Origin of the sequence: Chitinophaga polysaccharea, from assembly GCF_902150045.1 — a bacterium.
GTDB classification, from domain to species: domain Bacteria; phylum Bacteroidota; class Bacteroidia; order Chitinophagales; family Chitinophagaceae; genus Chitinophaga; species Chitinophaga polysaccharea_A.
In genome coordinates this window covers 2,867,932-2,894,671 of record NZ_CABFVU010000001.1, presented here as the reverse complement: position 1 = coordinate 2,894,671, position 26,740 = coordinate 2,867,932, and the positions used below count along the sequence as shown (strand labels likewise).

General features: G+C 44.6%; 17 protein-coding genes. 6 read left to right on the top strand and 11 right to left on the bottom strand.

Annotated elements, in window-relative coordinates:
* Nucleotides 1-2: 2 nt before the first annotated feature.
* The 3 genes from FN124_RS11925 to FN124_RS11915 form a co-directional block, all read right to left on the bottom strand.
* On the bottom strand, nucleotides 3-3,443 hold the full coding sequence (locus tag FN124_RS11925; protein ID WP_142684938.1) for a TonB-dependent receptor domain-containing protein: 3,441 nt from the start codon (nucleotides 3,441-3,443) through the stop codon (nucleotides 3-5).
* A gap of 77 nt (nucleotides 3,444-3,520) precedes the next feature.
* Entirely contained in the window at nucleotides 3,521-4,501 is a 981-nt protein-coding gene (locus FN124_RS11920) for a FecR family protein (RefSeq protein WP_142684937.1), read from the bottom strand.
* Between the two features lie 130 nt (nucleotides 4,502-4,631).
* A complete protein-coding gene (locus tag FN124_RS11915) occupies nucleotides 4,632-5,198 on the bottom strand; it encodes an RNA polymerase sigma factor (protein ID WP_142684936.1) in 567 nt (188 codons plus the stop codon).
* Between the two features lie 349 nt (nucleotides 5,199-5,547).
* Between FN124_RS11915 and FN124_RS11910 the strand changes: the two genes are divergently transcribed.
* The 3 genes from FN124_RS11910 (at nucleotide 5,548) to FN124_RS11900 (ending at nucleotide 12,297) form a co-directional block, all read left to right on the top strand.
* Nucleotides 5,548-6,651, top strand: coding sequence for a glycoside hydrolase family 88/105 protein (locus tag FN124_RS11910; protein ID WP_142684935.1), 1,104 nt, complete (start codon nucleotides 5,548-5,550; stop codon nucleotides 6,649-6,651).
* Between the two features lie 422 nt (nucleotides 6,652-7,073).
* Nucleotides 7,074-10,364 carry a SusC/RagA family TonB-linked outer membrane protein gene (locus FN124_RS11905; protein ID WP_142684934.1) on the top strand — a complete coding sequence of 1,097 codons (3,291 nt, stop codon included), beginning with the start codon at nucleotides 7,074-7,076 and terminating at the stop codon, nucleotides 10,362-10,364.
* Between the two features lie 10 nt (nucleotides 10,365-10,374).
* Nucleotides 10,375-12,297 carry a RagB/SusD family nutrient uptake outer membrane protein gene (locus FN124_RS11900; RefSeq protein WP_142684933.1) on the top strand — a complete coding sequence of 641 codons (1,923 nt, stop codon included), beginning with the start codon at nucleotides 10,375-10,377 and terminating at the stop codon, nucleotides 12,295-12,297.
* 29 nt (nucleotides 12,298-12,326) lie between these two features.
* On the opposite strand, the gene FN124_RS11895 is transcribed toward FN124_RS11900, so the two are convergent.
* Nucleotides 12,327-13,091 carry a response regulator transcription factor gene (locus tag FN124_RS11895; RefSeq protein ID WP_142684932.1) on the bottom strand — a complete coding sequence of 255 codons (765 nt, stop codon included), beginning with the start codon at nucleotides 13,089-13,091 and terminating at the stop codon, nucleotides 12,327-12,329.
* 1 nt (nucleotide 13,092) lies between these two features.
* Entirely contained in the window at nucleotides 13,093-16,278 is a 3,186-nt protein-coding gene (locus tag FN124_RS11890) for a ligand-binding sensor domain-containing protein (protein ID WP_142684931.1), read from the bottom strand.
* A gap of 326 nt (nucleotides 16,279-16,604) precedes the next feature.
* On the opposite strand from FN124_RS11890, the gene FN124_RS11885 reads away from it, so the two are divergent.
* The gene (locus FN124_RS11885) at nucleotides 16,605-16,901 is read left to right on the top strand and encodes a hypothetical protein (RefSeq protein WP_142684930.1); all 297 of its coding nucleotides are present in this window, start codon (nucleotides 16,605-16,607) and stop codon (nucleotides 16,899-16,901) included.
* 169 nt (nucleotides 16,902-17,070) lie between these two features.
* On the opposite strand, the gene FN124_RS11880 is transcribed toward FN124_RS11885, so the two are convergent.
* The 3 genes from FN124_RS11880 to FN124_RS11870 form a co-directional block, all read right to left on the bottom strand.
* Nucleotides 17,071-18,486 (bottom strand): serine hydrolase domain-containing protein, encoded by a 1,416-nt coding sequence (locus FN124_RS11880; RefSeq protein ID WP_142684929.1) that lies wholly within the window; start codon nucleotides 18,484-18,486, stop codon nucleotides 17,071-17,073.
* A gap of 320 nt (nucleotides 18,487-18,806) precedes the next feature.
* The gene (locus tag FN124_RS11875; RefSeq protein ID WP_142684928.1) at nucleotides 18,807-21,176 is read right to left on the bottom strand and encodes an ABC transporter permease; all 2,370 of its coding nucleotides are present in this window, start codon (nucleotides 21,174-21,176) and stop codon (nucleotides 18,807-18,809) included.
* 268 nt (nucleotides 21,177-21,444) lie between these two features.
* Nucleotides 21,445-21,765 (bottom strand): TolB family protein, encoded by a 321-nt coding sequence (locus tag FN124_RS11870; protein ID WP_142684927.1) that lies wholly within the window; start codon nucleotides 21,763-21,765, stop codon nucleotides 21,445-21,447.
* 256 nt (nucleotides 21,766-22,021) lie between these two features.
* Here FN124_RS11870 and FN124_RS11865 point away from each other — a divergent pair, with 256 nt between their 5' ends.
* Complete coding sequence (locus tag FN124_RS11865) at nucleotides 22,022-22,912, top strand: AraC family transcriptional regulator (protein ID WP_142684926.1); 891 nt, start codon at nucleotides 22,022-22,024, stop codon at nucleotides 22,910-22,912.
* Between the two features lie 91 nt (nucleotides 22,913-23,003).
* A complete protein-coding gene (locus FN124_RS11860) occupies nucleotides 23,004-23,903 on the top strand; it encodes an NAD(P)-dependent oxidoreductase (protein ID WP_142684925.1) in 900 nt (299 codons plus the stop codon).
* Between the two features lie 73 nt (nucleotides 23,904-23,976).
* Here FN124_RS11860 and FN124_RS11855 read toward each other — a convergent pair whose 3' ends face one another.
* The 3 genes from FN124_RS11855 to FN124_RS11845 all read right to left on the bottom strand — a co-directional run bounded on the left by FN124_RS11855 (nucleotide 23,977) and on the right by FN124_RS11845 (nucleotide 26,258).
* Nucleotides 23,977-25,185 carry a cation:proton antiporter domain-containing protein gene (locus FN124_RS11855; protein WP_221887758.1) on the bottom strand — a complete coding sequence of 403 codons (1,209 nt, stop codon included), beginning with the start codon at nucleotides 25,183-25,185 and terminating at the stop codon, nucleotides 23,977-23,979.
* Between the two features lie 6 nt (nucleotides 25,186-25,191).
* On the bottom strand, nucleotides 25,192-25,689 hold the full coding sequence (locus FN124_RS11850) for a hypothetical protein (protein WP_142684924.1): 498 nt from the start codon (nucleotides 25,687-25,689) through the stop codon (nucleotides 25,192-25,194).
* Nucleotides 25,690-25,805: 116 nt separating this feature from the next.
* Nucleotides 25,806-26,258: an Hsp20/alpha crystallin family protein gene (locus FN124_RS11845; RefSeq protein WP_142684923.1), complete on the bottom strand. Its 453-nt coding sequence runs from the start codon at nucleotides 26,256-26,258 to the stop codon at nucleotides 25,806-25,808.
* Between the last annotated feature and the right edge of the window lie 482 nt (nucleotides 26,259-26,740).

Genomic DNA, 26,740 nt, shown 5'->3' with positions numbered 1-26,740 from the left:
CATCAGAATAATTTATAGGTAAGGCCCAGTGAAAATTCAGCCCCTTTGTGATATTGACGGTAGATATATTCAGTGCCGTAGTACTTGCCGTTGTTACCCGGGTTCGTATATACCTGTTTGAATGCGGGATCGAAGAGGTTCTTGGCAAAACCCTTTGCCAGCCATTTCTTACCCAGGTGCTGGCTGAATACCAGATCCAGAACGGGCGCCGGCCGGTCATATAAATCCGGTGTGCCATCCAGTTGCACCTGTATAAGCCTGGCTCCAACGATATTGAAACTGGCAGTAACGTTGGTGCCTGAACGTGTATTGGCATAGTCCAGGTAAGCATTCAGTGCATAGGGCGCCTGCTCAAATACAGGGCTGGTGGCTGGAGCGCGCCTGTCGTTAATGCGGGATGCATCCAGGCGTTCGGCGTTCTTATCAATGCTGCTTACATCCAGCAACAGGTTTGTACCAATGAACAGATACCTGAGCGGCCGCCACAATTTGCCGAGATCTTTACGGACTTCCAGCTCCAGGCCATATACCTTACCGTTGTTAGGATCATTCTGGTAGATGATAAGCGGAAACTCCGGCGCCGAAGACTGATTACCCTGTGACCTGTAGATAAATACACGCTGTAAAGGATCGATGATCGTTTTGGTGAACAGGGAAGCTGATAGTACTTCACCGGGATTGGTGAACCATTCCCACCGGAAGTCCGCGCTCCTGGTGGTCTGATTCTTCAGCCCTGGATTACCGCCTATGACGGCAAACTGGAAGGGATCAAATTCATATACATTGGTGAGCTCCCTCAGCTCAGGCCTTGCCAGCGATGTGCTGTAGGCAAACCTGAAATTCATATTGCGGATGCCTGAGTATACGAGGTTAACGGAGTAATAAGGTTTGTAGGTGCTTACATAACGGGTATGCGGCGTTTTAGTGCTGTAGCTTACAGATTCATTGGGAAGACCGGTAAGTGCGTTCAGGTTCTGCGGCACAAATACATCCGCGGTATCCACATTGGCCTGTATGTTTGTAGATTCGAAACGCACCCCGCCAGTAACGCGGATATCTTCCCTTACATGAGCATCCAGCATTCCATAGAAAGCACGCGTTTCATAAGAGCCGCTATAGTTATTGGGCGCTTTCTTAACCTGGTAAAGGAAACCACCTACTCTTGGCTCTCCCTGGCCATCGTATTGAGTAGGGTTCTGCAGGCCGATATTTGCCGGGGACACCAGCTGGTCTATATTGCCTTTAGCATTATTCAGCAGCTGTATACCGCCTCCACCCAGGGTGGAACCGGGAATGCCAAGGATGTTCTCTGTAAAATCCCTTTCCCTTCTCAGGAAGTTGACACCAAATTTCAATAGCTGATCCAGCTTACCTATCTTAAAGGGCTGGCTCAGATCTGCCCTGGCGTTATAGTTGGTTTCCTTCAATTTGCGATACTGGCGGCCGTTGGGATCTGCCACAATAATGCTGGCGTTATCATTATCCACGCCGTGCACAAGGCCACTTACGAAGGCGTAGGTATCCTGTCCTACCCCTACCCCGTTTGGGTCCTGGAAGCGGGTAGTGCGCAGGTTGGCCACATCTGTAGAACGGAAATCAGGATCTGTTTGGGTACTGCGGGAAGAGCTCAGGTTATAGGTTAACCGCGGCGACCAGGATTTGTCCAGTAACTGGTGCTCTCCCTGGAAGTTATAGGTGTCGAAAGTGCGATAGGTGATGCGCAGCTGGTTAATTACGTTGTATACCGGGAAATTAAGACCTGTATTCTGCCATGCTCCTGTAAGGTTACTGGCTTCGGATTCCGCCCCCCTGCTGCCCATATATTGAGCCTGGATCTCGTTACGCTTATTAAACTGGTAAGTTAATCCCAGCAGGCCACCATAGCTGAGCATACGGGTGCCGGTATTTTCCGTATAGCTTAGGTAGTTGTTCAGCCTGCGATAGTTGGGCGTTACAAAAGCGGGTATACGCAGCGGGTTGAAGATAGCAGGAGAACCTGTTACAATACCCTGAAACAGGCTATACTGGTTCCTCCTGGCATTATACACATCGTTGGTGCGCTGGTAGTAGTTAGCGCTGGCTATCAGCCCCAGGGCATGCCCGTTAAATACTTTAAAGGTATTGCCATAGGATATGTTGTATACCTGGTTAGGGCTTGCCTTCTGGTATTTAGTGGTGAGCACAGGGTCAAAGCTTTGCATAATACCACTTACACGCATGGCCTCTGCCGCCAGCTCCGGGCTGTTACGGCTTTGGATGAACATCTTTTGTATCTGCTGTAAACCGCCCGGGTATTGTTTACCAAGATCAATAAAATCCTGGCGAAGGTTATGTTTGCTTACTTTTTGCCCCAGGAAGCCAAGATCATTATTATAGAAACCGTTATACTGCCCATTGAGGCCTACATTAGTGTTAAAGCCTGCCTGGGCTGTAAACTCCAGTATCTGGGTTTCCGGTACTGCTTTTGTTTTTAGTTCTATAAGACCTGCGGACGCATCTGCAGAACGGTCTGGCGTAAGGGTTTTATAGATGGTGAGGTTTTCCAGCAAACCGGCCGGCACCAGGTCTAAGGGCACAGCGCTACGGTCCGGATTGGAGGAAGACAGCCGTGCACCATTCAGCTCTGCGATCACGCTACGGTCGCCCAATCCCCGTACTGCCACATATTTTTCATCCGTAATGGTTACACCAGTAACACGCTGCAACGCCTGTGTAGTAGTTAAGCTGGCCGTTTTTTCGATTTGCTGGGCGGAGATCGCGTCAGACACCACGCTGCTATTCCTTCTTTCTGTCAGCAACGCCATTTCTGTACCGGCCCTTCGCCTGGCTTCCACTGTTACAGCACCCAATATTCTTGTATCCGGCTTCAGGCGGATGGCAAGCCGGGTTTTACCGCTCACAGGAGTCATCTGTACAGCGTACCCCACAAAAGATGCAGTGATCAGCGCGTCATCTTCCACATCCAACGCAAAATTTCCATCATTGTCCGTTTGCGTGCCGCCCATAGTTCCTTTTACTATGATGCTGACCCCGGGTATAGCCTGCCCGGATTGTGCATCACTAACGTGACCGGTTATACGTATTTTCCTTCCACTGCCGGTTGCTTTTTCAATAAACCAACCAGCCCCCTTTTTCTCCACGGTAAATGGCAGATCGCGCAGCATTGCTTTCAGGATGCTTTCCACGGGCTGCAAACGGAGATCCTGCGCGGGAATACTGATGCCATTGATATCTTCTTTATGAAAAACGATACTGGCGCCGGATATGCTTCTTACTTTAATAATGGCCTGTTCCAGCGAGCCCTTCTCAAGCCGGATGCTGTATTGTTTTTCCTGTGCGTGTAACGCCAACGGATATACCTGCATCAGCAGCAGCCATAAGCATAGGGATAGATAGCGTGCATAGCACACCCCGACGTATTGTAGTAAACGTCTTTTCTTCATACATTTGTTTTTTATTCCTCTAATTGAAAAGCAACAGCCCTGTTACAGCAGGGCTTTGCTGTTTAAGACAGGTACTGTCAATAAATTTCTACTGTTGTATGATCCTGCCATTTGTAATGGCAGCCGGCAGTGATACAAAAGATGTTAACAATATCTTCTGCTGCCTGACGGTTCGTGAAGTTCATACTGGCATTGGCCACCAAATGCTGTGTGGCGGTCCCCCGGGCAATCACGCGAATGTTATAATAGTTAAACAGTAACGCCTGCAATTCCTTCAGCGACATATTCTCGTACTCCCATTCACCATGGGTCCAGCCGGCCTGCTTACCGGCATCGGCCACTACTTCGTGATAGCTGCCACCAGCTGACCGGTTATAAGTAACCCGTTCATTGCGGCCCAGTATGCCCAGTACCGTATTTGCATGCTGTACCTGAATACGCCCGCTTATTACCATTATTTGTGTTTCCGGTAAATTATCATAACTGCGAATGGTGAATGAGGTGCCCAGCACCTTTGTTTGTATGCCGCCGGCGGTATGTATAATAAAGGGATGCGCCTGGTCTCTGCTTACATCAAAAAGGGCTTCGCCGGTTAACTTCAACTCCCTGTGCCTGCTGAAGTCTTCCGCGTAACTAAGGGTGGAATTGGCATTCAGTATCACCACGGAACTATCCGGCAACACCACTCTCGATACAACCCCTTTAGGATTACTGATCTGTTTATACGCTATCATTTTACCGGAACGGGATATTCTATCCCAGCTCCAGAAACCCAGCAGCAGCAACAACACGGCGGCGGCCTGCCAAACGGCTACCTTCCATAGCCGGTAACTGCATATGGTGGCCACTAAATTCCTTTTTGCGGGCTGCTCCCTGAAACGAGGTGAGTCCCGGAAGGTCGTGAACATCCGTGCCTGGTCCTGTTCAGAAAGGTATACCTGCTTTTCCTGTTCACCGCTTTGTTCAAAAAAACGGGCCAGCAAAGCCTCTTCCTCCGATGTACAGCGGCCTTCCAGGTAACGATCCAATAAAGTTCTAAAATCAGGATTTTGATGCATACTATCTGTTTCTGAGAAAGCCAGTTTCGTTTAGTGCCTTCCTGAAAGAATAGTACAGAAATGTGTAAGTTGAAGTAGTTTGAAAAACGGGCTTAACATTAAGTTAATATTACGGTATATAAAGAAGGTATTAGAACAGCCGCAAGGCCATAGTACGCAGTCGCCTTTTGATATTTACCAGGTGCTTCTTAACGGTGTGTTCTGAAATAGTGAGCCGGGAAGCTATTTCCGCCGTGCCCATTCCATCTTCAATATTGAGCTGGTAGATCTTTTTCATTTGTGGGGGCAGCTTCTCAATTTCCCTGCTTATATTGGCTTCCAGCCGTAACATTTCCGCTTTCACAAAAACTTCCGGTGCTGTACCGGGAGTATGATCCAGGTCCAGGAAATGTTCCCATTGCCGTTGATAAAGTTCCGTCCGCCCTTTATCGCGATTATACCGGAATGTTTTATAACGGGCAACACTATATAAATAAGAAAAGATTCTTTTCTGCAATACGATCTGTTTCCGTTGTTCCCATAAGGTTAAAAAAACGTCCTGGGTTACATCTTCCGCATCATCACGGTTATCGATATGTTTGAATACCAGCGCAAAGATCACTTCCACATAAGAACGGTATATGCTTTCAAACGCCGGCCTGTCATCCTGCTGAACGCGTCGCCATAGATCCTGATCATTGCTGTCATCCATTTGCATAACTGCAAAGATAAGCGCCTAATATTACGCTATTGTTATATTCCATTGCGGTTCCCCCATGCACTCCTGTATGAATCTGGTTTCTTCTCCGGAGTGGCAGCATGTATGCAGGCATTGGTATAGTGCTATATACTCCCCGCACTTTTGCCCAGGCTCATTTTTAGGATCGAATCGACAAAAAAGTGAACAAAATTTAAAGAAGATATTTTATTTCTTCGCACAACTCCGGTTTCAGCCCTTTCGCGCCACTTTGTACCTGGCTCATGCCCAGGTTGAAAATATAGAAGCCGTTGTTCATAACATTGGAAATATTCACTAAAATTTAAATAAGTTCTACAAAAAAAGCGTTATGAGTAAATTATTTTTATCGTTGCTGGCGGTTATATCTTTTCAATTCCTTTTTGCACAGCAGGATCTTCTGACCCAATTTCCAAAGGGATCTGCACCCGGCGACGTAGGCAAGCGATTGGCCTACCACTTCGTGGACGGCAGACATGAGCTCTATGCAGGAAAGTATATTCACTATGCTGAAGTTTGCACCTGGAATGGTGCGCTGGACTATGCTGTAAAAACAAAGGATCAGAAGCTCATCAAACTTTTACGGGATAAATTTGAACCCTTCTTCGCCCTGGAAAAAGCATTGCTGCCACCTATGAACCATGTGGACTACAATATGTTTGGCAGCATTGCCCTGAAACTTTACCAGGTAACAAAAGACGAACGCTACAAGAAAATAGGATTAGCCTATGCCGATTCACAATGGGAAGTACCGAAGGATGCGAAACCGGATGAAAAAGCCTGGGCAGATAAAGGGTATTCATGGCAAACCCGCTTGTGGATCGACGATATGTATATGATCACTGTTGTTCAAAACGAGGCCTATAAAGTAACCGGCGACCGCAAATATATTGACAGGGCTGCAAAAGAAATGGTGCTTTATTTGAACGAGCTGCAACGCCCCAACGGGCTTTTCTACCACGCTCCGGATGTTCCCTACTATTGGGCAAGAGGAGCCGGCTGGATGGCGGTAGGCATGCCTGACCTGCTTCGTGACCTGCCTAAAGATCACAAAGACCGTCCCCGTATTATGGAAGGTTATCTTACCATGATGAAAAGCCTGAAAGAGCACCAAAGACCAGGTGGAATGTGGAACCAGCTTATTGATGAAGCAGATTTCTGGACGGAAACATCCGGCTCCGCTATGTTTACTTACGCATTTATTACAGGCGTTCAGCAGGGATGGTTAAATGCGGCGGAGTATGCTCCGGCTGCGCGAAAAGCATGGATGGCCATGGTTTCGTATATAGATGCACGTAATAATGTAACCGAAGTTTGTGTTGGTACAGGCAAAAAGAACGATAAACAATATTACCACGACCGCCCGCGTAATGCAGGCGACCTTCACGGACAGGCGCCCTATCTGTGGTGCGCAACCGCACTTTTAGGAAAATAGCCGGATAGTTAATGCTGCCGTTGGCGCCCTGCAGGAAGCGCCAACGGCTTAGCCTGAAAACCAGGTTCCCTTTACCTATGATTTAACAGCCCTCCTTTATACTTCTTTACTTTGGAATGATTCGACAAAAAGTTGAATAAAACGTACGAGAAAAGAATTTTTACTTCGTACAACAATATTAAGATTAATGATTCCACAAAGACAGACCACGTAGATCAGGTGTGTAGTATGCTGTTAGTTTTTGAAAGGCTTTTATACAGTTTTCCACTACTCAAAAGGGAAAAGCGCGTCCACTTATGATAAAGCATGCATCAGCCAATCATGAACCTTCCGCTCATTAAACAAGCGGGGATGGTATCCTATCTGCACAAACCAATATATGCTATTATAAATTTCATCGCGATAGCGACTAAATGATCATTATGGAAAAAAACTATACAAAAACCAGGAAGACCCAGCCCTCTTCTTTGTGCACGGGGCTCTTACTGCCCGGATTACTCGGGGCTTTATTGTTTTTACTGTTTCCTTTTTGTACCCATGCACAGCAGCAAACGATAACAGGCAGAGTTACAGACTCCCTGGGTAATGGGATACCTGGTGTCACAATTGCCGCTAAAGGAACAACAGTAATTGCCAAAACGGACGCATCGGGTAATTTTAGCATCCAGGCCGGCAAAGGGGTACCGCTGAGAGCATCGCACGTAAGCTATATCAACAGGGAACTCACACCGGATGGGAAACCTCTGGTTATTGTACTGCAACAAGCTACCAACGACCTGAATAATGTGGTGGTGATCGGTTATGGTACCATGAAGAAAAAAGATCTTACCGGAGCAATAACTTCTATCCGCCCAAACAAGATTGCAGACGAGAATCCTAAAACGGTGCAGGACATCATCCGCGGAACACCCGGTGTGAGCGTAGGTTTTGATCCTTCTGCAAAAGGCGGAGGCACGATACGGATCCGGGGCCAGCGCTCCGTTTACACGGATGGCGGACATAACGATCCCTTGCTGATTCTGGACGGTATGATTTTCTATGGAGAACTATCTGAAATCAATCCTGATGATATTGAGCAGATTGACATCCTTAAAGATGCCTCCGCTGCCGCCATCTACGGGGCAAAATCAGCTAACGGGGTACTTATCATCACCACTAAAAAAGGGAAAAAAGGAAAACCTACCATCAATATGACCACTAATTTCGGGCTTTCCGACATGGCCGCCAACAGGAAAGTTTTTGGACCCGATGGTTATATGCAATACCGGCAGGACTGGTATACGGCTGCCACCTATGGTATCAATTCAGCAACGGGGGCTTATGAGCCTTACATATCAGAAGCGGCAACAGCAGGGAAACTGGGGTATTATGAAATGCCTACCAGCGATATGTTGAAAAAATATGGGATCAGCATTGACGAATGGAGAGCCTATTCAACGAATACAATTAATGCATCTGATAATGAAATATGGGCTAAACGGTTAGGTCTTCAATATACAACATTGGATAACTATCTGAAAGGTAAAACCTTCGATTGGTATGATCATAGTTTCCGTACCGGTTTTAACCAGGATTATAACCTCAGCGTATCGGGAGCCAGCGATAAAATAAATTATTACCTGTCTGCAGGCTACTTATCTAACCAGGGCGTGGTTGTGGGTGATAATTACAGGGCAGTACGTTCCAACTTAAAGGTGGAGGGCAAAGTGACCGACTGGCTGGATATCAGCGCCAATGTTAACTTCCAGGACCGGTCCGACGGAAATATTGCGGTTAACTGGGGATCACAGATCATCAATAACAGCCCTTTTGCATCTTACAGAGACGAGAATGGGAACCTGGAAGTACATCCTATGGGCGATGAAATGACCGCCAGCAAAGGTTATAATTTTGACTTCAATAAACAGTATATGAAACTTGAAAGAGGTTATACTGTACTAAATACCATCCTTTCTGCCAAAGTAAAACTACCTTTTAATATCACTTACTCCTTTAATGTTTCTCCCAGGTACCAGTGGTATTATAACCGTTATTTTGAATCGGCCGAACATCCCGACTGGCTGCCAATTAACCGTGGTGTGGACCGGAACTGGGGAAAACGTTTTGACTGGTCGTTGAATAATACCATCACCTGGGAAAAAACGTTTGCCGGGAAGCACAAGGTAAATGTAACACTGGCCCAGGAAGCAGAAGAGAGGCGGTATTGGAGCGATGCGATCAATGCACGCAATATTTTACCAAGTGATGCATTAGGATTCCATGAAACTTCCACCGGCGATAAGCTTAACAGCAGTTTTGATACGGACGATTCTCATGAAACTGCCGATGGTATGCTTGCGCGCGTGTTTTATTCATATGATGACCGTTATATGTTAACAGCCTCTGTGCGCCGCGATGGCTATTCTGCTTTCGGTACCTCCAATCCGCGGGCTACCTTTTTTTCAACAGCTTTGGCCTGGACATTTACCAACGAAAAATTCTTTAAATGGAATGTGCTGAGCAATGGCAAATTGCGTTTGTCTTACGGACAAAACGGGAACAGGTCGCTTGCCAATCCTTACATCGCATTGGCCAATCTCGCCAATGGCGCAACTACCCAGGGATATGTAGACGCCAGCGGTAATTATATCCAGTATTACTATTTAAGGATCGACCGTATGGAAAATCCACATTTGCAATGGGAAAAAACTACTGCATATAATATCGGGCTGGATCTTGCTTTCTTAAATAACCGGATCTCCACTACGCTCGATTATTATTACATGCCCACTACCAATATGATCATGAGCCAATCGCTGCCTGATTTCTCCGGATTTACCAGTATCACTACCAATTTAGGAGAAGTACAAAATAAGGGTTTCGAAATTTCAGTTACCTCACAAAATATAAGAACGCCCGGTTTTAGCTGGAATACCACTTTTGGGTTCTCGAAATATAAAAATACCATCAGGCATCTTTACTACCGGTATGAGGATGTGCTGGATGCCAGTGGAAATGTGGTGGCTTCCAAAGAATCTGATGATATATCCAACGGATGGTTTATCGGGCAACCGGCCAGCGCTATCTGGAACTACCGTGTAACAGGAATATGGCAGGTAAATGAGGCTGCTGAAGCCGCCAGATACGGCCAACGCCCCGGCGATCCTAAAGTAGCCAATAATTACACGGCAGATGATATTAAAAACGCTGATGGAACCACAAAGCCGGTCTATAATAATAATGATAAGGAATTCCTGGGCCAGACTACACCACCCGTTATGTGGTCGTTAAGAAATGATTTTACCTATAAAGACTTTAATTTCTCGTTCAACATCTATTCTTACTGGGGTAATAAAAGCTTAAGTACTTCTTACCTGAACCAGGACAATAGTGTTTCACTGGTTACATATAATGCCAATACATACGACAAAAGATACTGGACGCCCGATAAGCCGGACAATTTCTTTGGACGGCTGGATGCGAGGGGCCCGGCCGGGGTTGCCGCACCCAACAGGGTATTTGACCGTTCCTTTATCAGGCTTGATAACGTAACAATTGGCTATAGAATGCCACACAAATTTACTTCACGGGCAGGGATTGAAAACCTGAAATTATATGCGACGGTCCGCAATGTGGCAGTCTGGAAAAAAGATAAAAACTGGAATTACTGGGATATAGAAACCGGTGATATTGCGCCGAGAATATACACGCTTGGATTAAACCTGACATTCTAAAATTTTACGCATGAAAAATAACTATATAATAAAAATCTTCTTCGTGGTGATCGCATCAGCAATGATTGCCTCCTGCAGTAAGAAATATCTTAAACCGGATCCCCTGTCTTTTTATGAGCCTGAAGCTACCTTCACCACCAGGTCGGGGCTGGATGCTGCAATAGCAATGTGCGACAAGCATCTGAGAAGCTATTGGAGCTATATTACAACAAGGGATATATCAGTACCTATTAACACCGAGTATATGTTATCAGACATGGCAGTATCGGGTAAAACGGATGACGGAAGTATTTTTGCGGATGTAGCTACCCGGCTTACTCCAACAGACGGGATGTATACTAATGATGTGAACATGCTGAGCTACTTCTGGGGGGAAACCTATAATGGCATTAAGTATGCCAATACAATTACTTCTTATATTGATAAAGTTCCCGGCCTGGATGAAGCTACAAAACATGAATATATCGGCAGGGCCTACTTTCACCGATCATTCCGTTATCTTGCCTTGTGTTTTCAGTTCAACAATGTTCCCCTGATAACCCGGATTCCATCTTCTCCAAAACAAAACTATAAGAGCACCAGTCGTGAGGCCATTTTAGAAATGATCACCAAAAATATGGAAGATGCCGTACAGTGGGTGCCTGATCAGTCCGGTATGGCTTACATAGGAATGGTAAATAAAGGCGCCTGCCGCCAGTTATTGATCAAATGCTACCTTGCTACCGGCCAATGGGATAAAGCTATTGCGCAAGCCGATTCTTTAATTAATAATTCAGGCTATTCCTTAATGACGTCCACATTCGGTACGTTTGAGAGCCCGCTGGAAGCTACCTGGCATATTACGCGCAATGTGATATGGGACCTGCACCGCCCGGTGAATAAATGTATCATGTCGAATAAAGAAGCCATTCTTGCCATGCCCAACCGTGATGGTACCGATGCTGCCATAAAAATGCGTACAATGCGGAACTGGGGCCCGATGTGGAATATTTCTACATTGGTTTCACCCGCAGGAAAATCTATGCAATGCTATGCTTCCTCCAGCGGTTCTTACCGGGCCAACGTGGATTATAATTCTGCTGTGGGTCGTGGTATTGCGATGATCAGTCCTACCTATTTTGCGCAACATGATCTCTGGAACGTAAACGGGATCAATGATACCGCAGATCTGCGACACAACAGCCGTGTCGGCAACTGGGCAAGAATGGATTCCATGAAGTATAATGATCCCTCTGATGTATTGTATTTTGGTAAAAACCTGCGACTTTATAATGGCAACAAAATCTTATGCACCGACACCGTGCGTAACTGGTTTGACTGGCCGCACTATAAAGTTTTTGCAAATGATCCCGATCATATTGGCAACGCTGCCAGTAATAACAACAAGGGCGGGTCGGCCGACTGGTACTGCTATCGTCTTGCAGAAACCTACCTGCTTCGTGCGGAGGCTCAATTTTATAAAGGGAATATTGCCGCAGCCGCAGCAGATGTGAATATTGTAAGACAAAGAGCAAAATGCCAGCAGTTATACACCACAGTTACTATTGGCGATATTGCCAATGAGCGTGCCCGTGAATTATGGATGGAAGAATGGCGGCACATGGAGCTAAGCCGTATGTCGTACAGCCTGGCCTTAAGTGGCAAAGCAGATGAATGGGGCAATAGCTATAATGTGAATACCCTTTCAGACAACAGTTACTGGTATCAGCGTATACAACATTACAGCAACTACTACAATAAAAATAAGGTAACTGTAAAGGGCAGGTCCTACACCATAGCACCACATAATATCTATTGGCCAATTCCCCAATCGGCTATTGATGCAAACCTGTATGGGAAGCTGCGACAGAACCCCGGATATAACGGTTATGCCCCTGGTGTAGAGATGTGGACTAAATGGGAAAATGCGGTTGACGATGAGGACAAAGATTAAGGAGTAGAGTAATCTTATTACTACTCCGCTTATTCCCTTGGCAATGAATTAAAATATTCGATGGGCGACATTTTAAAATACTTCTGAAAGTTCCGACTGAAAAGGCTTTGCGAACTGTAACCTATCATCTTTGAAATTTCATAAAACGAGAATTCATTCCTGGCAATTAAATTCGCGGCTTTTTTAAGACGCGTAATATCTATTAGTTCTTTAGGGGATAGTGAGGATAATGATTTGATCTTTCGATATAACGTAGTTCGGCTCATGAACATGTGTGCAGCAAGCATATCAATGTCAATATTGGGGTCTTTGATATTTTCCCTGATATATTCATCAAGCTTCTTTAGAAAGGCTTCATCTGTTTTTGAATGCGCCATTACCCTCACATCCTCAAAAGGCGAACTGGCAAAATGCTCTTTTATTTTGCGGCGGTTTTTAAGCAGGTTGGCAATCTGCACCTGCAGTAATTCCGACGAGAACGGCTTTTGTATATAAGCGTCTGCTCCTACTTCCAGCCCTTCGATGTGGGCCTTATATGTATTCTTGGAAGTTAATAAAATGATAGGGATATGGCAGTATTCCACATTGGATTTAATCAGCCTGCACAGTTCAAACCCGTCAATTCCCGGCATCATAATATCCGATATGATGAGGTGAATGATTTCTTTGCTTAAAACGGCTTGGGCAATTTCCCCGTTGTTTGCAAGGTGCAACTTGTAGGCATCTCTCAAAACAACAGATAAGAACTCCAGGATATCTTCATTATCATCAATAATAAGAATACTTTCAGTCATACTACTTTATCTTTTTCCAACTGCTCAATTGAAATTCAATTTTTTGGTGTATGGGCAGTTGCAGTTCAAATATAACCAGATCTGCTTCCCCGGAAATCAATCGCAGCGATCCGTTGTGCAGCTCTGTGAGCGATTTTGCCAGCGACAGCCCGATACCGGTTCCAGGCGTGTCATTTCCACGTACCCTTACAAAGGGCTCAAATATCTGGTCCTTAAACTCTTCCGGTATGCCTTTGCCATCATTGTTAAACCTGATTGTAAAATATTCATCGGCATCGTTTACCGTGCTTATGTTAACCGTGGCCCTGGTTGCTGCGTACTTAATGGCATTTGACACTATATTAGTGCATATTTTAATGAGCGCCTCCCTGTCTACAAAAGCCGTAAAGTTCTTGTCCGGTAACGTTACAGTCAGATCAATATTGTTGCCGGCTGCCTGTCCTTTAAAGCCTGTTACCAGGTCGGTTATCAGCCCGACAATATCCGTTTCTACAAAATTCAGGCTGAACTGGTCCGCTTCAGTTTTCCTGAAATCAAGTAGCTGGCTGGCCAGTTCTGTCAGGCGCCGGGTGTTTCTTTCAGCTATTGCCAGGCTTTTCTTTACATCAGGATCATTGTGAAACTTTTTGCTCAGCCACTCTATAGGCCCCGCTATAAGCGTAAGCGGGGTCTGTATTTCATGTGTGATATTGGTAAAAAATTCTATTTTGGCCTGGTAAATTTCCTTTTCTTTTTCGTGCTCAAACAACTGCAGCTTCCGCAAATTTTTATGTTCAAGGTATTGGCGGTATAAACGGTCAGTGATGAATATAATAGTGCCTAAGAGCAGCAGGTATACAATATAAGCGGAGTTGCTTTTCCAGAAAGGTGGAAGAATTTTGATGACCAGCCGTCGTTCCCTGCCCGTCCAGCTTCCGGTATTGCTTTCGGCCTGAACAACAAATTCATAAGTGCCATGGGTGAGATCGGTAAAATAGGCTTTGCGATTGGTATTGAGATAAGTCCAGGGTTGGTCAATACCTTTCATCAGATATTTGTAGCGCGTTGCCCGGGGTGAGGAGAAGTTCAGCGCGGCAAATTCAATACTGAAATTATTTTGATCGTATTTTAATATAACCGTATCCGTATATAAAATAGATCTGGAAAGGGGGCTGTTATGCCCGCCGGGTACCGCTTCTATATTATTAACCTGGAAACCTGTAATATATGTAGGCGGGCTGGATTCTCTTTGATTGAATAAAGCCGGGTCAAAAGCAATCATTCCTTTAACGGAGCCGAAGTACATCTTACCATCGGTATGTTTATAGGCCGAGTTGTAGTTGAACTGATCTGTTATCAATCCGTTGGCCTGTGTGTACACTTTTACCTGTTCTGTTTGCAGGTCAAAACAAATAAGGCCTTTGGACGAGCTGATCCACAGGTGTTTTGAACTGTCTTCCAGGATGCTGTACAAGACATTGCTTGGCAATCCGACTGCGGTTGTATATCTTTTGATGGTTTTCCGGTCAGGGTTTAACTTTATAAGCCCGGAGCCGGTTGTGGCAAACCACAAAGCATGGTTGCTGTCTTCAAAAATATTATACACAGGAAATTCGTTAATGGTCTTTCCCTTTGTAGTATCGCCAAAACGTAAATTCCCATGCCGGCCAGTTTCAGGATTATAATAAAAAGCGCCTTCCTTTACACTGCCTGTCCAGATATTTCCTTCTGAATCTTCAAATATATCATAAATGTAAGTGTTGTATGGTATCTGACTAATGCGCTTAAATGTTTTATGTTGCGTATCATATTCAAATAGCCCGGCATTACGATATGCTGTACCCACCAGCAGTTTATTGCTTCTTGTCCGGTAGATTGAAATGACAAAATCACTTACCAGTCTGTTTCTATCGCCAATAAGTTTAAACCGGTCTGTAACCAGGCCTGTATGTGTATCCATTATTTCCATACCCTGCAAAAAGGGGCCGATAAACAACCTGTTTCCCCAGGAAAACAGGCCATGTATATTATCATAAGAGATACTTCCCTTTTTGCCTGTTGCAGTATAGTTTGTAAATGTTCCTGTTTTTAAATCCAATTTATTAATCCCTGCATCTTCAGTACCGATCCATAAATGGTTGCTGCTATCGGCACATATTTCTCTTACTGCATTTCCCGAAATAGAATTAGCATCCGGTACTGGATAATATTTTTCGAACCGTGCATTATCCTTTGAATAATAATTTAAGCCACCAAAAAAGGTACCGGCCCACATACCGCCCTGTTTATCCCTGCATACTGCATACACAGCATTGTCTGCCAGGGCGTAAGGGTCGCCCGCCCGTTTTTTCAGGCTTATGCTCTTGTTGCCGGCTAAATTGTAAATGTAAATTCCTGATTCGGTGGCAATCCAGTATTGCCCATCGTTGCCTGCGGCAATATCGCGGACAAATATGTCTTTATCTCTATCATCATCCAGTGACAAGGACCGGACGATGCCGGTTTTAGTATGATAGCTTTTCAGTCCCTGCTTAAAACAGCCTATCAGGAGCCTGTTATTACCAATAGGGTATATTTTGCTGATGGACCGCGCATTTGGAGGCAAACTTCTGCTAACAATCCTTATCCTGGCATCAGGCTTTTTTTGAGGGTTATAGATATGAATGTTACCGTCATTATCTCCCATCCACAAATTCATATCTGAATCCAGTGCGATACAGGATGCCTTTGTTTTTAAATCCTCTACCCTGTTCTCTGCCTGTATGTATTTATACAGGGAAAACCGGATGAGAAACCATAGGTTATTATCATTGTCTACAACAAGATTGTTGGTATATTCTTTTGGAACGGATTCCAGCTCCGTGAGCACTTCTTTGTACGGGTTATATTTAAAAAGACCTTTGCCCGTAGCTATCCAGATCATCCTGTTCTTATCTTCAGCTATACAATTAATAACATCATTTCCCAGGCTGCCGAATTGATCATTATTGTTTTTATATGCTTTAAAAGAGTACCCGTCGAAACGGTTCAACCCACCACGGGTTCCCACCCATATCAAACCCGTACTGTCCTGTATTACAGCGGTTACTGCATTGTGCACCAACCCATCATCCACCTGATAATGCTTAAAATAATACTGCCCATAACATGAAGAAATGGCAAACTGTAACAGTAAATTCAGCAACGCGATATAACCGAAGAATTTCATAACTACCAGGTCCAAATATAAATAATGATATCAAAATCCTATAGGTTTTAAATAAATTGTATCATCTGTTGGAGTGCGTACTACAATTCGTTAAAGATGGAACCTCCGGGAGATGTGTATCGCCCAATCTGCATGTGAGGCAGGACATGAATACTTTATCTATAATGATACAAATTGTCGACAATCTGATACAAATTGATGAATCGGTTAAAAAAAGTCTCATTAACTTTTAGAAAGTTTCATCACATTAACCTTCTAAAAATTATCTTATGACCAAAAGGACTCTACTTTTGACCGCGGTAATCCTCCTTAGCTGCGGCCTTAGCATGAAAGCAACTTCCGCGTTAAGACAGCCGGCTTCCCTACCTGGCCTGCATTCACCTGCTTTCGCCTGGAATTTCATCTATGCCTTCGGTAATGGCCCCATACCTGGCTTAAGCTGGTCGGGCAATTATTTGTATGTTTCTTCCGGCAATTACATAGTATATTCTGCGAACGGGTATGGATTTCTTTCACCGTCTAACCCGGTTTACTGTAATGCTGCAGACAATGCAAATACTTATGTAGAGGTTTCTGTAAGCGGCGGTGGCAGCCCATCGTATTATGACTTCCAGGAATACTAATAAAAAAAGAAGAGGCTGTATCAAAAGTAATTTTTACTCGATTTTATTCGGGTACCTGATGGAGAGAATTTTCGTTTACGCAATTCTCAGGACTTTCAGATTACTTTTGATACAGCCTCTTCTTTTCCCCGGCAATTTTATCTGCCGGAGGTATATTCTTTTCAACATATTATTGTTTGGCAGCCAATAATATCTGATCAACCATTTCCGCAATTTCATCATCTGCAAGGTCTGATCGGTTGGAAAGCCAGATCATACCGATCTTTTTATCAGGCACAACAGCACAGTAACTACGGAAACCCAGCGCACCTCCGCTTTTCCAAATGCGGGTGCCATTGATGGTATTCCTGGAAATCTGCCAACCCAGGCCCAGTGTAAAATTACCGTCAGTAAAGGTCTGCTTATGGGAAAGCCGGATCGCAGGCTGCGATTCATCAATATTTGCTTTCACATAATTTGCCATGTCGTGACTGTTGGAAATAATCGCCGCGGCGCCGCCGAACATATTCCAGTTTCCATGCGGCATGGTGATGCCATCGCCGCTATAGCCTTTGGTATAACTGGTTGTATCACTAATCAGGAGTCCTGTCCGCGTTGCCGGCATATCCAGCAGACCTGTAATATATTTTTTCAGCAATTGCTGGTACGACAGCCCGTAAGCCTTTTCAAGGACAATGCCGAGCAGTTTCATGCCCGCATTGGAATAACCATATCTGACACCGGGCAGCGTGTCGATTTTCACGGAGCGCAGGTCTGTGAAGAACTTGTCATTGGTATAATGATCGTACATCTTCATCACATCAAACTCATTTTTGAAGGTATCCAGGTTGGGCAACTCCACCGGAAGACCGGAAGTATGGTTAGCGAGATTAACGATCTTTAAAGGAGCTCCCTGGTATTGCAGGTTTGGAAAATCGCCAGGCATAAATTTCCGGATATCATCGTCCAGCGAAATTTTATGGTCCAGTACCGCCTGTGCCAGTAAAATGCCCGTAAAGGTTTTGGCGATGGAAGCCAGCTCAAATACTGTCTGCGAAGTGGGCAACTGCATTTTGTCCTTCTCCACAGTACCGTAATTATAAAAATGCTTATGACCGTTGTTAACTACGCCGACCGACAGACCTATTAAATGATGTGTAAGCATAAAGTCTGTTGTACTGTAATGGACAGCTGAATCCAGGTGGGTTTTCAGCGGGTTATCATTTGAAACGGGTGCAGCATACGCCATGGATAGCGGTAAATGATAGGGTTGAAAATCAAATCCCTCAAAACCACCCGTATCCGATAGGATTAATTTAAAGCTCAGCATCTTTTTAGCGCCGTCCCACTTAAAAAATTGTGCTTTCCCGGAGTCTGTTGTTAAAGCACTGTGCATGATCGGCCCGGTTTGGGACTTCATATACTGCAGCCACCCGGCGATCCCATCTGGGTTGGTATTTGATCTCCAGGAAGCGGAACCGAGATTATAAACGCCACTGAAGTCATTCCGGTTGTAGCGGGCAACCAGCGAATCCTGGAGGACAGATTGGGCTTGCAGGGCATTGTACAGGAAAAGACCGGATAAAACGGCGAATATTATTTTCATAAAAGAGATGATATATCGGAACAGATTAAACACGATACAATTTCCAGTATTCCCTGAATGCAGTTGCCTGTAATAATTTGCCAGACCTTAGGTTTTCAGATTACCGTGCCACGACCATCTTTTGGCTTTTATCAATATCTTCTATACGGCCAATTATAATAAAAGTATAATTTTCAGGAAAAGGGACCGGGCTTGTTTCATGTGAAATTAATCGCATCCCCTGTCAATTCCCAGGATTTCTTCTACCTCGATAACCTGGAAGAATCAGCAAGAGAGTATCCGGTAATGTATCCCACAGCTATATTTCAGGTAGCTATATCTCACTCGGCTTTCAAGCTGTTTATCGGGTTTATTATTGCCGCTTTTATAGCCTGATAGCTGACTGTTGCCAAAGTGATCATTAATGCCCCTATAATAGCAGCTGCAAAAATCCACCACGATATTTGTGTACGGTATTCATATTGTTGCAGCCATTGATACAGGAAATACCAGGCCAGGGGAATGGCTATGGCACAGGAAATAATCACCAGGGCCACGAAATCTTTTGACAACATTTTCCATAGATTGAATACGGACGCTCCCATTACTTTACGTATACCTATTTCCTTGGTACGCTGTTCCGCTACAAATGATGCCAGTCCAAATAAACCCAGGCAGGAAATGAAGACAGCCAGGACTGCGAAGAAGCTGCTTAGGTTACCGATACGTTTTTCATCCTCAAACTTTTTAGCATATTCATCATCTGTAAATTTATACACGAAAGGACTTCCGGGATTATACTTTTTGAATACAGGCTCAATTCTAGCCAGTCCTTCCTGCATGGGCATGCCGGGCTTTATGCGTACTATGATCAAACGGGCCCAATTGGGATTCAAATGAAAGATAGTGGGCCGTATAGGCTGATAAGGCGATTCCATTACCATATCCTTCACCACCCCGATGATAACATGATCCTGGTCCAGCCACCTGATAGTTTGCCCGATAGGCTGTTTAAAACCAGTGAGACGAACCGCTGATTCATTTAATATAAAAGCGCCGGTATCTGACGGATAGCTGCGAGAAAAATCGCGTCCTTCTTTTATTTTCCAGCCAAGTGTGTTTCCAAAATCGTGTGAAACAGCAATGGTTCCGGGGCTTACTGTTATACTTGGGTCCTTACCTTTCCAGTCAACAATATTATTAGACCATACGGTTGTAGGCGCGCTGTTTGATTGCGCCATATCGGCCACTGCTCCTGTTTCCAGCAGGTCGCTCCTCATGGCGTCGTAATGCCCCAATATATCTGGGGTATTCATATCTACCGTGATCAATCCCTCACGGGTATAACCAACCGGCCGGTTCCGGGCATGTTGTATCTGCCGGTAAACGATGAGGGTACCTATGATCAGTGTAATGGATACCGTGAACTGTACTACCACCATTACTTTGCGGGGAAGGGAGGCCATGCGCCCTGCCCTGAAAGTTCCCTTCAGCACTTTTACAGGTTTGAAGGCCGATAAATAAAAGGCGGGATAGCTGCCTGAAACAAGCCCGGTAAAAAATGTAAAGCCCAGTATTAGTAACCAGAACAAGGGGTAACTCCAGGGAATAAACATTACTTTATCCGACAACCTGTTGAAAAAAGGAAGCGATAACTGTACTAACAGAATGGCCAGTATAAGCGCCAGGAACGTTATGATCAGCGACTCGCTGAGAAACTGGCCAATGATCTGCCAGCGTAACGAACCAATGGCCTTACGTATCCCCACTTCCTTGCTACGCTTCTCACTTCTGGCGGTAGACAGGTTCATGAAATTAATACAGGCCAATAACAATACGAATACACCGATAATGCCTATGAGCCATACCATGCGTATACGCCCGCCCACCTGTTTGCCATTCTTAAATTCGTTGTATAAATGCCATTTGGCCATGGGTTGCAACAGCAGCTCTTCCCTGGTATATTTGATATACGGAGCAGGTATACTTTTGATCTTTGCATTTATTTTGTCAGGATCCGCATGATCATTTAGCTGTACATACAACCTGCACATATGGTTGTCCCATTGTGTCTGTGATTTTTTCACCCCGTCCTCGATGTTAACATATCTATCCCAGGGCAACAGGAGCTTCAGATCACGTATGGTCGTATTGTAAGGCAGGTCTTCATATACCCCCGCAACTTTCATATCCGTCTTATTATCTATCCGTATTGTTTTATCCAAAGGATCGGCATTGCCAAAAAGGGCCCGGGCCACCGACTGCGCTATCAATACAGAAGAAGGGTCTTTCAATCCGTTGGCGTTGCCGCTTAACATTTTCAGGGTGAACATAACAGGAAAAGCCTCTTCAGCCCACACTCCTGTTTGCGATATTTTTTTATCGCCCACGGCCAGTATGTGTGCCGACGGATGGGAAACCAGGGATACGTATTTAAAGTCAGCGGCATACTTGCTGTGTAGTTCATTCCCCATCGGTATGGATGTAGTAGTACCGGTATAGATGTTATTTCCTGCGGTTGTACTGACCATTACCTGTGCCAGCCGGTTGTATTGCCGATGGTAGGTATTAAATGAAACCTCATCCCAGATCCACAACCCTATCAGTAATGCTACCGCGATACCGGTAGCCAGGCCGGCTATATTGATGAAGGAATATAATTTGCTTTTCTGCAAATTGCGCCAGGTGATCTTAAGATAGTTCTTCAGCATTGTTATCAACTGGTTTTGATCTACGGCGCTAAGAAGATGCCAGACTACCGCATTATTTCAACCAGCTATATATACATAATATTATTTTAACAACTGTCCGCTTTTAGTACACGAATGTGCGGTTTTAGTTCTTTTATTGCCGACCTCACAAAATCTTGGAATTGATTTTAATAAAATGCGCAATAAGATGGCTATATAGGCTCCTTACCTCCATATGAAATCGGCTACGATCGCTTTGCCGCCCCCCTGGAATCGAAGCCTTCTCCTTTCACAGCCACTTGCATGACCCGGCTATCCTCACCCGGATACACTTTGTACACCTGCCCATCGGCAGGCACCAGACACAAATGTGCAGCTGTTGTACCGCTTCCTGGCGTACCGGCCCTGGAGTTAGCCAGAATGGCCAGGTATTTACTGTCGGTGAAAAGCAGGGGTTTGTTTCCCGCTGATCACCTTCGGTGATCTGGTGAAAATCGCTGCCATCAGCATACATTAACCAGATGTGCTCACCTAACGGCAACGCGATCTTCTTACCATCGGGGCTGGCACTGGCGTAACCCTTCCAGTCGGAGAAGGGAATGTCGCGCACCTTGGAAGCCCTGCTGAAATCGGCTGTTGTACGCCAAAGACCGCCGTCTTTCTTAAACAGTTTTGCCAGAAATCAGTTCTATGCAAAAGAATACAGAATTAGCCTAACTAGCAATCAGGGGAAACCTTGCTTTTTTTCTCATGGTTTTCCATGAGATTTCCGGGAGCAAATATTCATACTTCTCTTTTTGCTTCCCGGGGAACGGGCTCTTTCTTATGGGAGGATCATTCTTCTGCTAATTTCATTAATTTGCAGTATGCCTGTTATTAATAACTATACAGATATAAACGAGTTCCTTACTGCATCTGATATTGATATCCAAATGCGGTTCAGGGATTTTGTGATCTTTCAATGGGATGACAGGAAAATATATAATTGCCTGAATGATATTCCCTACAGAAATCATTTTTTTGAAATCACTTTTCAGCAGAACGGGCATCCGGTTAAACTGGATCACTATAATTTCTCAGGGGAAGGTAATAAGCTCTTTTTTGTGAACCCTTACAGGTTGCAGTCCTGTGATGCCGATGGTACCTATTCTGTTAACGGTTTCACGATCCTTTTTACACCGGAATTTCTTCATACCGCATCAATGGGGCATTACAAACAACAGGAAGTTCCATTATCTAATTATTTCAGCAACCCGGAAATAGTGCTTACAGAAAAGGCTACTGCAGGATTTACAGAGCTGTTTAAAAAGATGAGTGAGGAATACCAGCAGGAAGATAATTCTTTCAGCAGGTCCATTATTCAACACTATCTGCAGATCGTATTCCTGTTAGCTCAAAAATATGCCGAACCGGAGCCTGTAACCGGACCTGTTGCCAACAGGCCGCAGGAAATTTATAATAGGTTCATGAATCTCGTACAGCAGTATTCCCGGCAGCAATCAGGCGTCAGGTTCTATGCTGATAAGATGCACCTGACCACCAAACATCTTTCCTCAACTATCAAGACCATCAGCGGTATGACAGCCCTGCAGATCATCCATAATGCACGTATTCATCATGCCAAATCATTGTTACGTCAAACCAGTTCTACCATTTCGGAAATTGCCGATAGCCTGCACTTCGAAAACCCTGACTACTTTTCCGCCTTCTTTAAGAAACATGCCGGCATCAATCCATTAAAATACCGGCAGTCCTGATCCATTTTCCGACATTCTCTAAGTTAAATCCGACAATTGCAATGCCGGGTAAGTGGCTGCCCGTTTTAACTTGCATTATAAACTTAATGTAATGGAAAACAAACAAAACAATGCAGAGGCATTAACAGTGATCGGGCTGGGCCCTATGGGGCAGGCAATGGCTGCCGCTTATCTCAGTAAAGGATATAAAGTAACTGTATGGAACCGTACCACTTCAAAGGCGGCACACCTGGTAGAACAGGGCGCTATACTGGCCCCGGATATTACAGCTGCAGTAGAAGCCAATGAACTGCTGATCATGAGTCTTACGGAATATGCCAATATGTACACCGTGCTGGAGCCAGCAGAGGCTACCCTTAAAGGAAAGACTATCATTAATATGGGCTCCGATTCGCCAGGCACCGTAGCGGCAGCAGCCAATTGGTTGGAGCACCTCGGTGCTTCCTTTCTTTCCGGCGGTATTATGGTACCACCGCTTTACATTGGTAAAGAAGGCCCTGAAATATATACCTTGTACAGCGGTAAAAAAGAAGTTTTTGACCGGTACCAGCCGGTATTATCAGTAATGACCGCTACTGATTTCCGGGGTGAAGATCCCTGTCTCGCCATGATGTACTACCAGGCGTTGCTCGACTATATGTATATTTCGGCAGCAGGTGTACTACATGCTATTGCCATGGTGCAATCTGCCGGTATCAGGGCGGCAACGTTTGAACCTTATCTGAATAAATTTATGCAATTTATGCCGGTGCTGATAGCAGAATCTTCAACTTTCAGGGAAACAGATGAAGGTACTTACAGTGGTGATGACAACAATATGCTGATGCTTAAAGCCAGTGTAGAACATACCTTAAAAGCGAGCAGGGAGGCTGGTATTAACACTTCGCTTCCGGAAATCATTTATAGTTTGTATAGTGCCACTGTTGACCAGGGTTTTGAAAAAGCGGGGATCAATAGTTTGATTGAAATACTCCGGAAACCTGCAAGTTAACAGGCCTTGAAGTAAAGCCTGTTAATATCCTTTGAAAATAGCTTTTCGTATGCGGCCGGGCCATATGAAAATTTCAATCACCTGCATGCTTTAAAATTCGCCCTGCATTCCGCAAGGGATTTTTTCCCCGCCGGTTCGCCAGCCCCTTCAGCAGGCCAATCCAGATTGTAGAAAGAAGCAACGAAAGCGCTGTGATAGCGATGCCTGCTTTAAACAATCCCTCTCCTATTACGTGTAAGCTATGCGCCACTGTTAAGGCAAGAATGCCAAACTCTCCGGTTTGAGAAAGCAGCGCGCCGCCATAGAAGCTTTCTTCCCAATCGTACCGAAGGAACCGGAACACCAGCGCTGAAAGCACACAGTTGCTAAAGAGAATAAAAAAGGTGCCACCAAAGACGACGGCATAGTTGCTTTTCAAATAAGAGATATCCAGCCGTAAACCTACAGAAACAAAAAACAGGGAAACAAAGAAAACCTTAAAGGGTTTCAGGGAATGTTCCAGCCAGCTAAACGCGGGTAACCTGCCAATGATCATCCCTGCGATAAAGCTGCCAACGGACCCGCTTAAACCATTGAGCTCAGCCAGTACTCCGAAAGACAAACAAATGGCAGCGCCGGCAAAGACCTGGAAATCGTGATCTTCCTCATCGTTAATCAACTTGCCGGTAAATAAACCCGGGCCTTTACGATTACGCAGGCTCTTTAATATTAAAAAGATAATAAGCGAAAGGGTCAGCGGCATTATTATCTTTATAATGTGAAATTCCTTATTACCTAAGAACTGGAACAGGGTGAGCACAGGCGCAAGCAGGATATCCTGGGTGATCAGTATATTGAGGATCGTGGTACCAAAATCTGAATGTAGCTCTCCACTTCGCTTGAGATATTCGCTAACTACTGCGGTACTGTTAAAGACAAACAAAACGGAGAGCATAATAATATCCACAAGTGACCATCCCTTCAGGGAACCTATTAATAGCGCAAAACCAAAACCCAATATCATTTTTGTCCCCTGCGCTATCAACGGCTTAATCAAATGACTTTGTTTGCCGGGAACATTGATCTCCATTCCAAGGAAAAACATCAGTAATAATATGCCAATCTCCCCTACAACCGCCGTTTGCTCAGGGCCAGAGAAAATATGTAGCATGTATGGACCAAGCAATATACCCGCAAGGATATAAGCGATCTGGTAGGGTTGTTTCAATCTCTTCAACAAAAAAATCAGCGCAAAAATCACCACGCACATTTCCGCGACAGGAAGTAGCGACAGTCCGTTCATCTGCTATCACTTATTTTTATTTTCCGGCTTCTTTTCCGGCGCTTCCAATCCGGGAAAGTAATCTTTTAAAAAGGCATTCCGGGTTGAGTCCATTTGCGAAATGAAATTATTTATATCCAGTTCATTGTTCTTCCACTTGTGCATAAAATAGTCCGGGTCTGTGAACTTCCTGTAAAATAAACTGTCGTTCCACACCGGCGTTCCGAAGTTTTGCCTGAACAGGTTCTTAAACTGGGTGTCAAACCTGCTTTTAAACAGGTTCATCACGCTATCAACCTTTACCTGTTCATGTGTGCCTTTATTCGTGTAGGACCACACATAGGTTGAATCATACCTGATAATGTTGCCATTACTGTCGATTTCCTTATTGACCTTCCAGGATACTTGCGGTTGATTTTCTATTGTTGTATCACCTTTGTGATAGCTGTATTTTTTTCTGTTCTCCTGGCCATTGCATCCAATACTGGACATCATGAGGAAGGTCATGAACACAACGGTTTTCATCTCTTTAATTTTTTATTGTTAAAACTTACATGGGATGATGAGTGAGCCTGATGTCTATCCGGCTGCCAGGCAGACCTGTAATTTCAGGCCTGCTTCAACCGGAGCCCTGTAGCTGTTTAGCCAATACTGATCAACCGCGGAGGTTTTTGTTTGGCTTCTTCCCGCTTGGGGATAGTGAGTTGCAGCAAGCCGGCGTCATATTTCGCTGTAACCCGGTCCTGGTCAACCACATCTTTGGGTAATAGTAAAGTTCTTTGAAAAGCCTGGTAACTGAACTCCCTGCGGGTGAACCTTTCATTCTCATCACTTTCTATACTGGATTCTTTGTCGCAGGTGATGGTCAAGGTGTTACCGTCCAGTTGGATCTTGAAGTCGCTCTTCTCCATACCCGGTGCTGCCATCTGTACTTCAAAATTATCTGCAGTTTCTTTGATATTAACTGCAGGAATGGTAGTACCACTTGATGAACCGTTTAAATTGTCCCAATTAAGGAATTCACGGGTAAATGAATCATCAAACAGATTAAACAATGACGGGAAAGTTGCCCATCTCTTTTGGATACCTGACATACTTACCTCCTTTTTTATACTGGTTATCACTACACGGGGATGTTATTTAACCCGTTAAAAAAACCGCCATCAAGTGCTGTGCCGGAGCAACATCCTAGGAATTTTCGTCATTTTTTTCTGCCAATTTTTCAATAGAACGAAAAAATTTCAGGCGCAGGTAGTCTGCTATTCGAAAAATGACGGGGGAACCGGTTATTTACATGATGTGAGCGTCTTCATCACATAGTATGCCTATCATATAGTGGAGTTCCTTAGCGCCATATCCATTATGCCCGAATACAGAAATTATGTGCGCTTACTTAATAAAAATAAATTTGCCTCGTACCGGGAAAAATCCCCCCTTCCGGGACTCAAAAAGATCCGCAGGAATCACTCGTTAATGCAAAAAACAATATACATTGCATTATAACCTTGAAGATCATAATGATCTCATGTTTATGGAAGCCAAACCAAATTTATCAACCATTTCTTTCCTGAAAAAC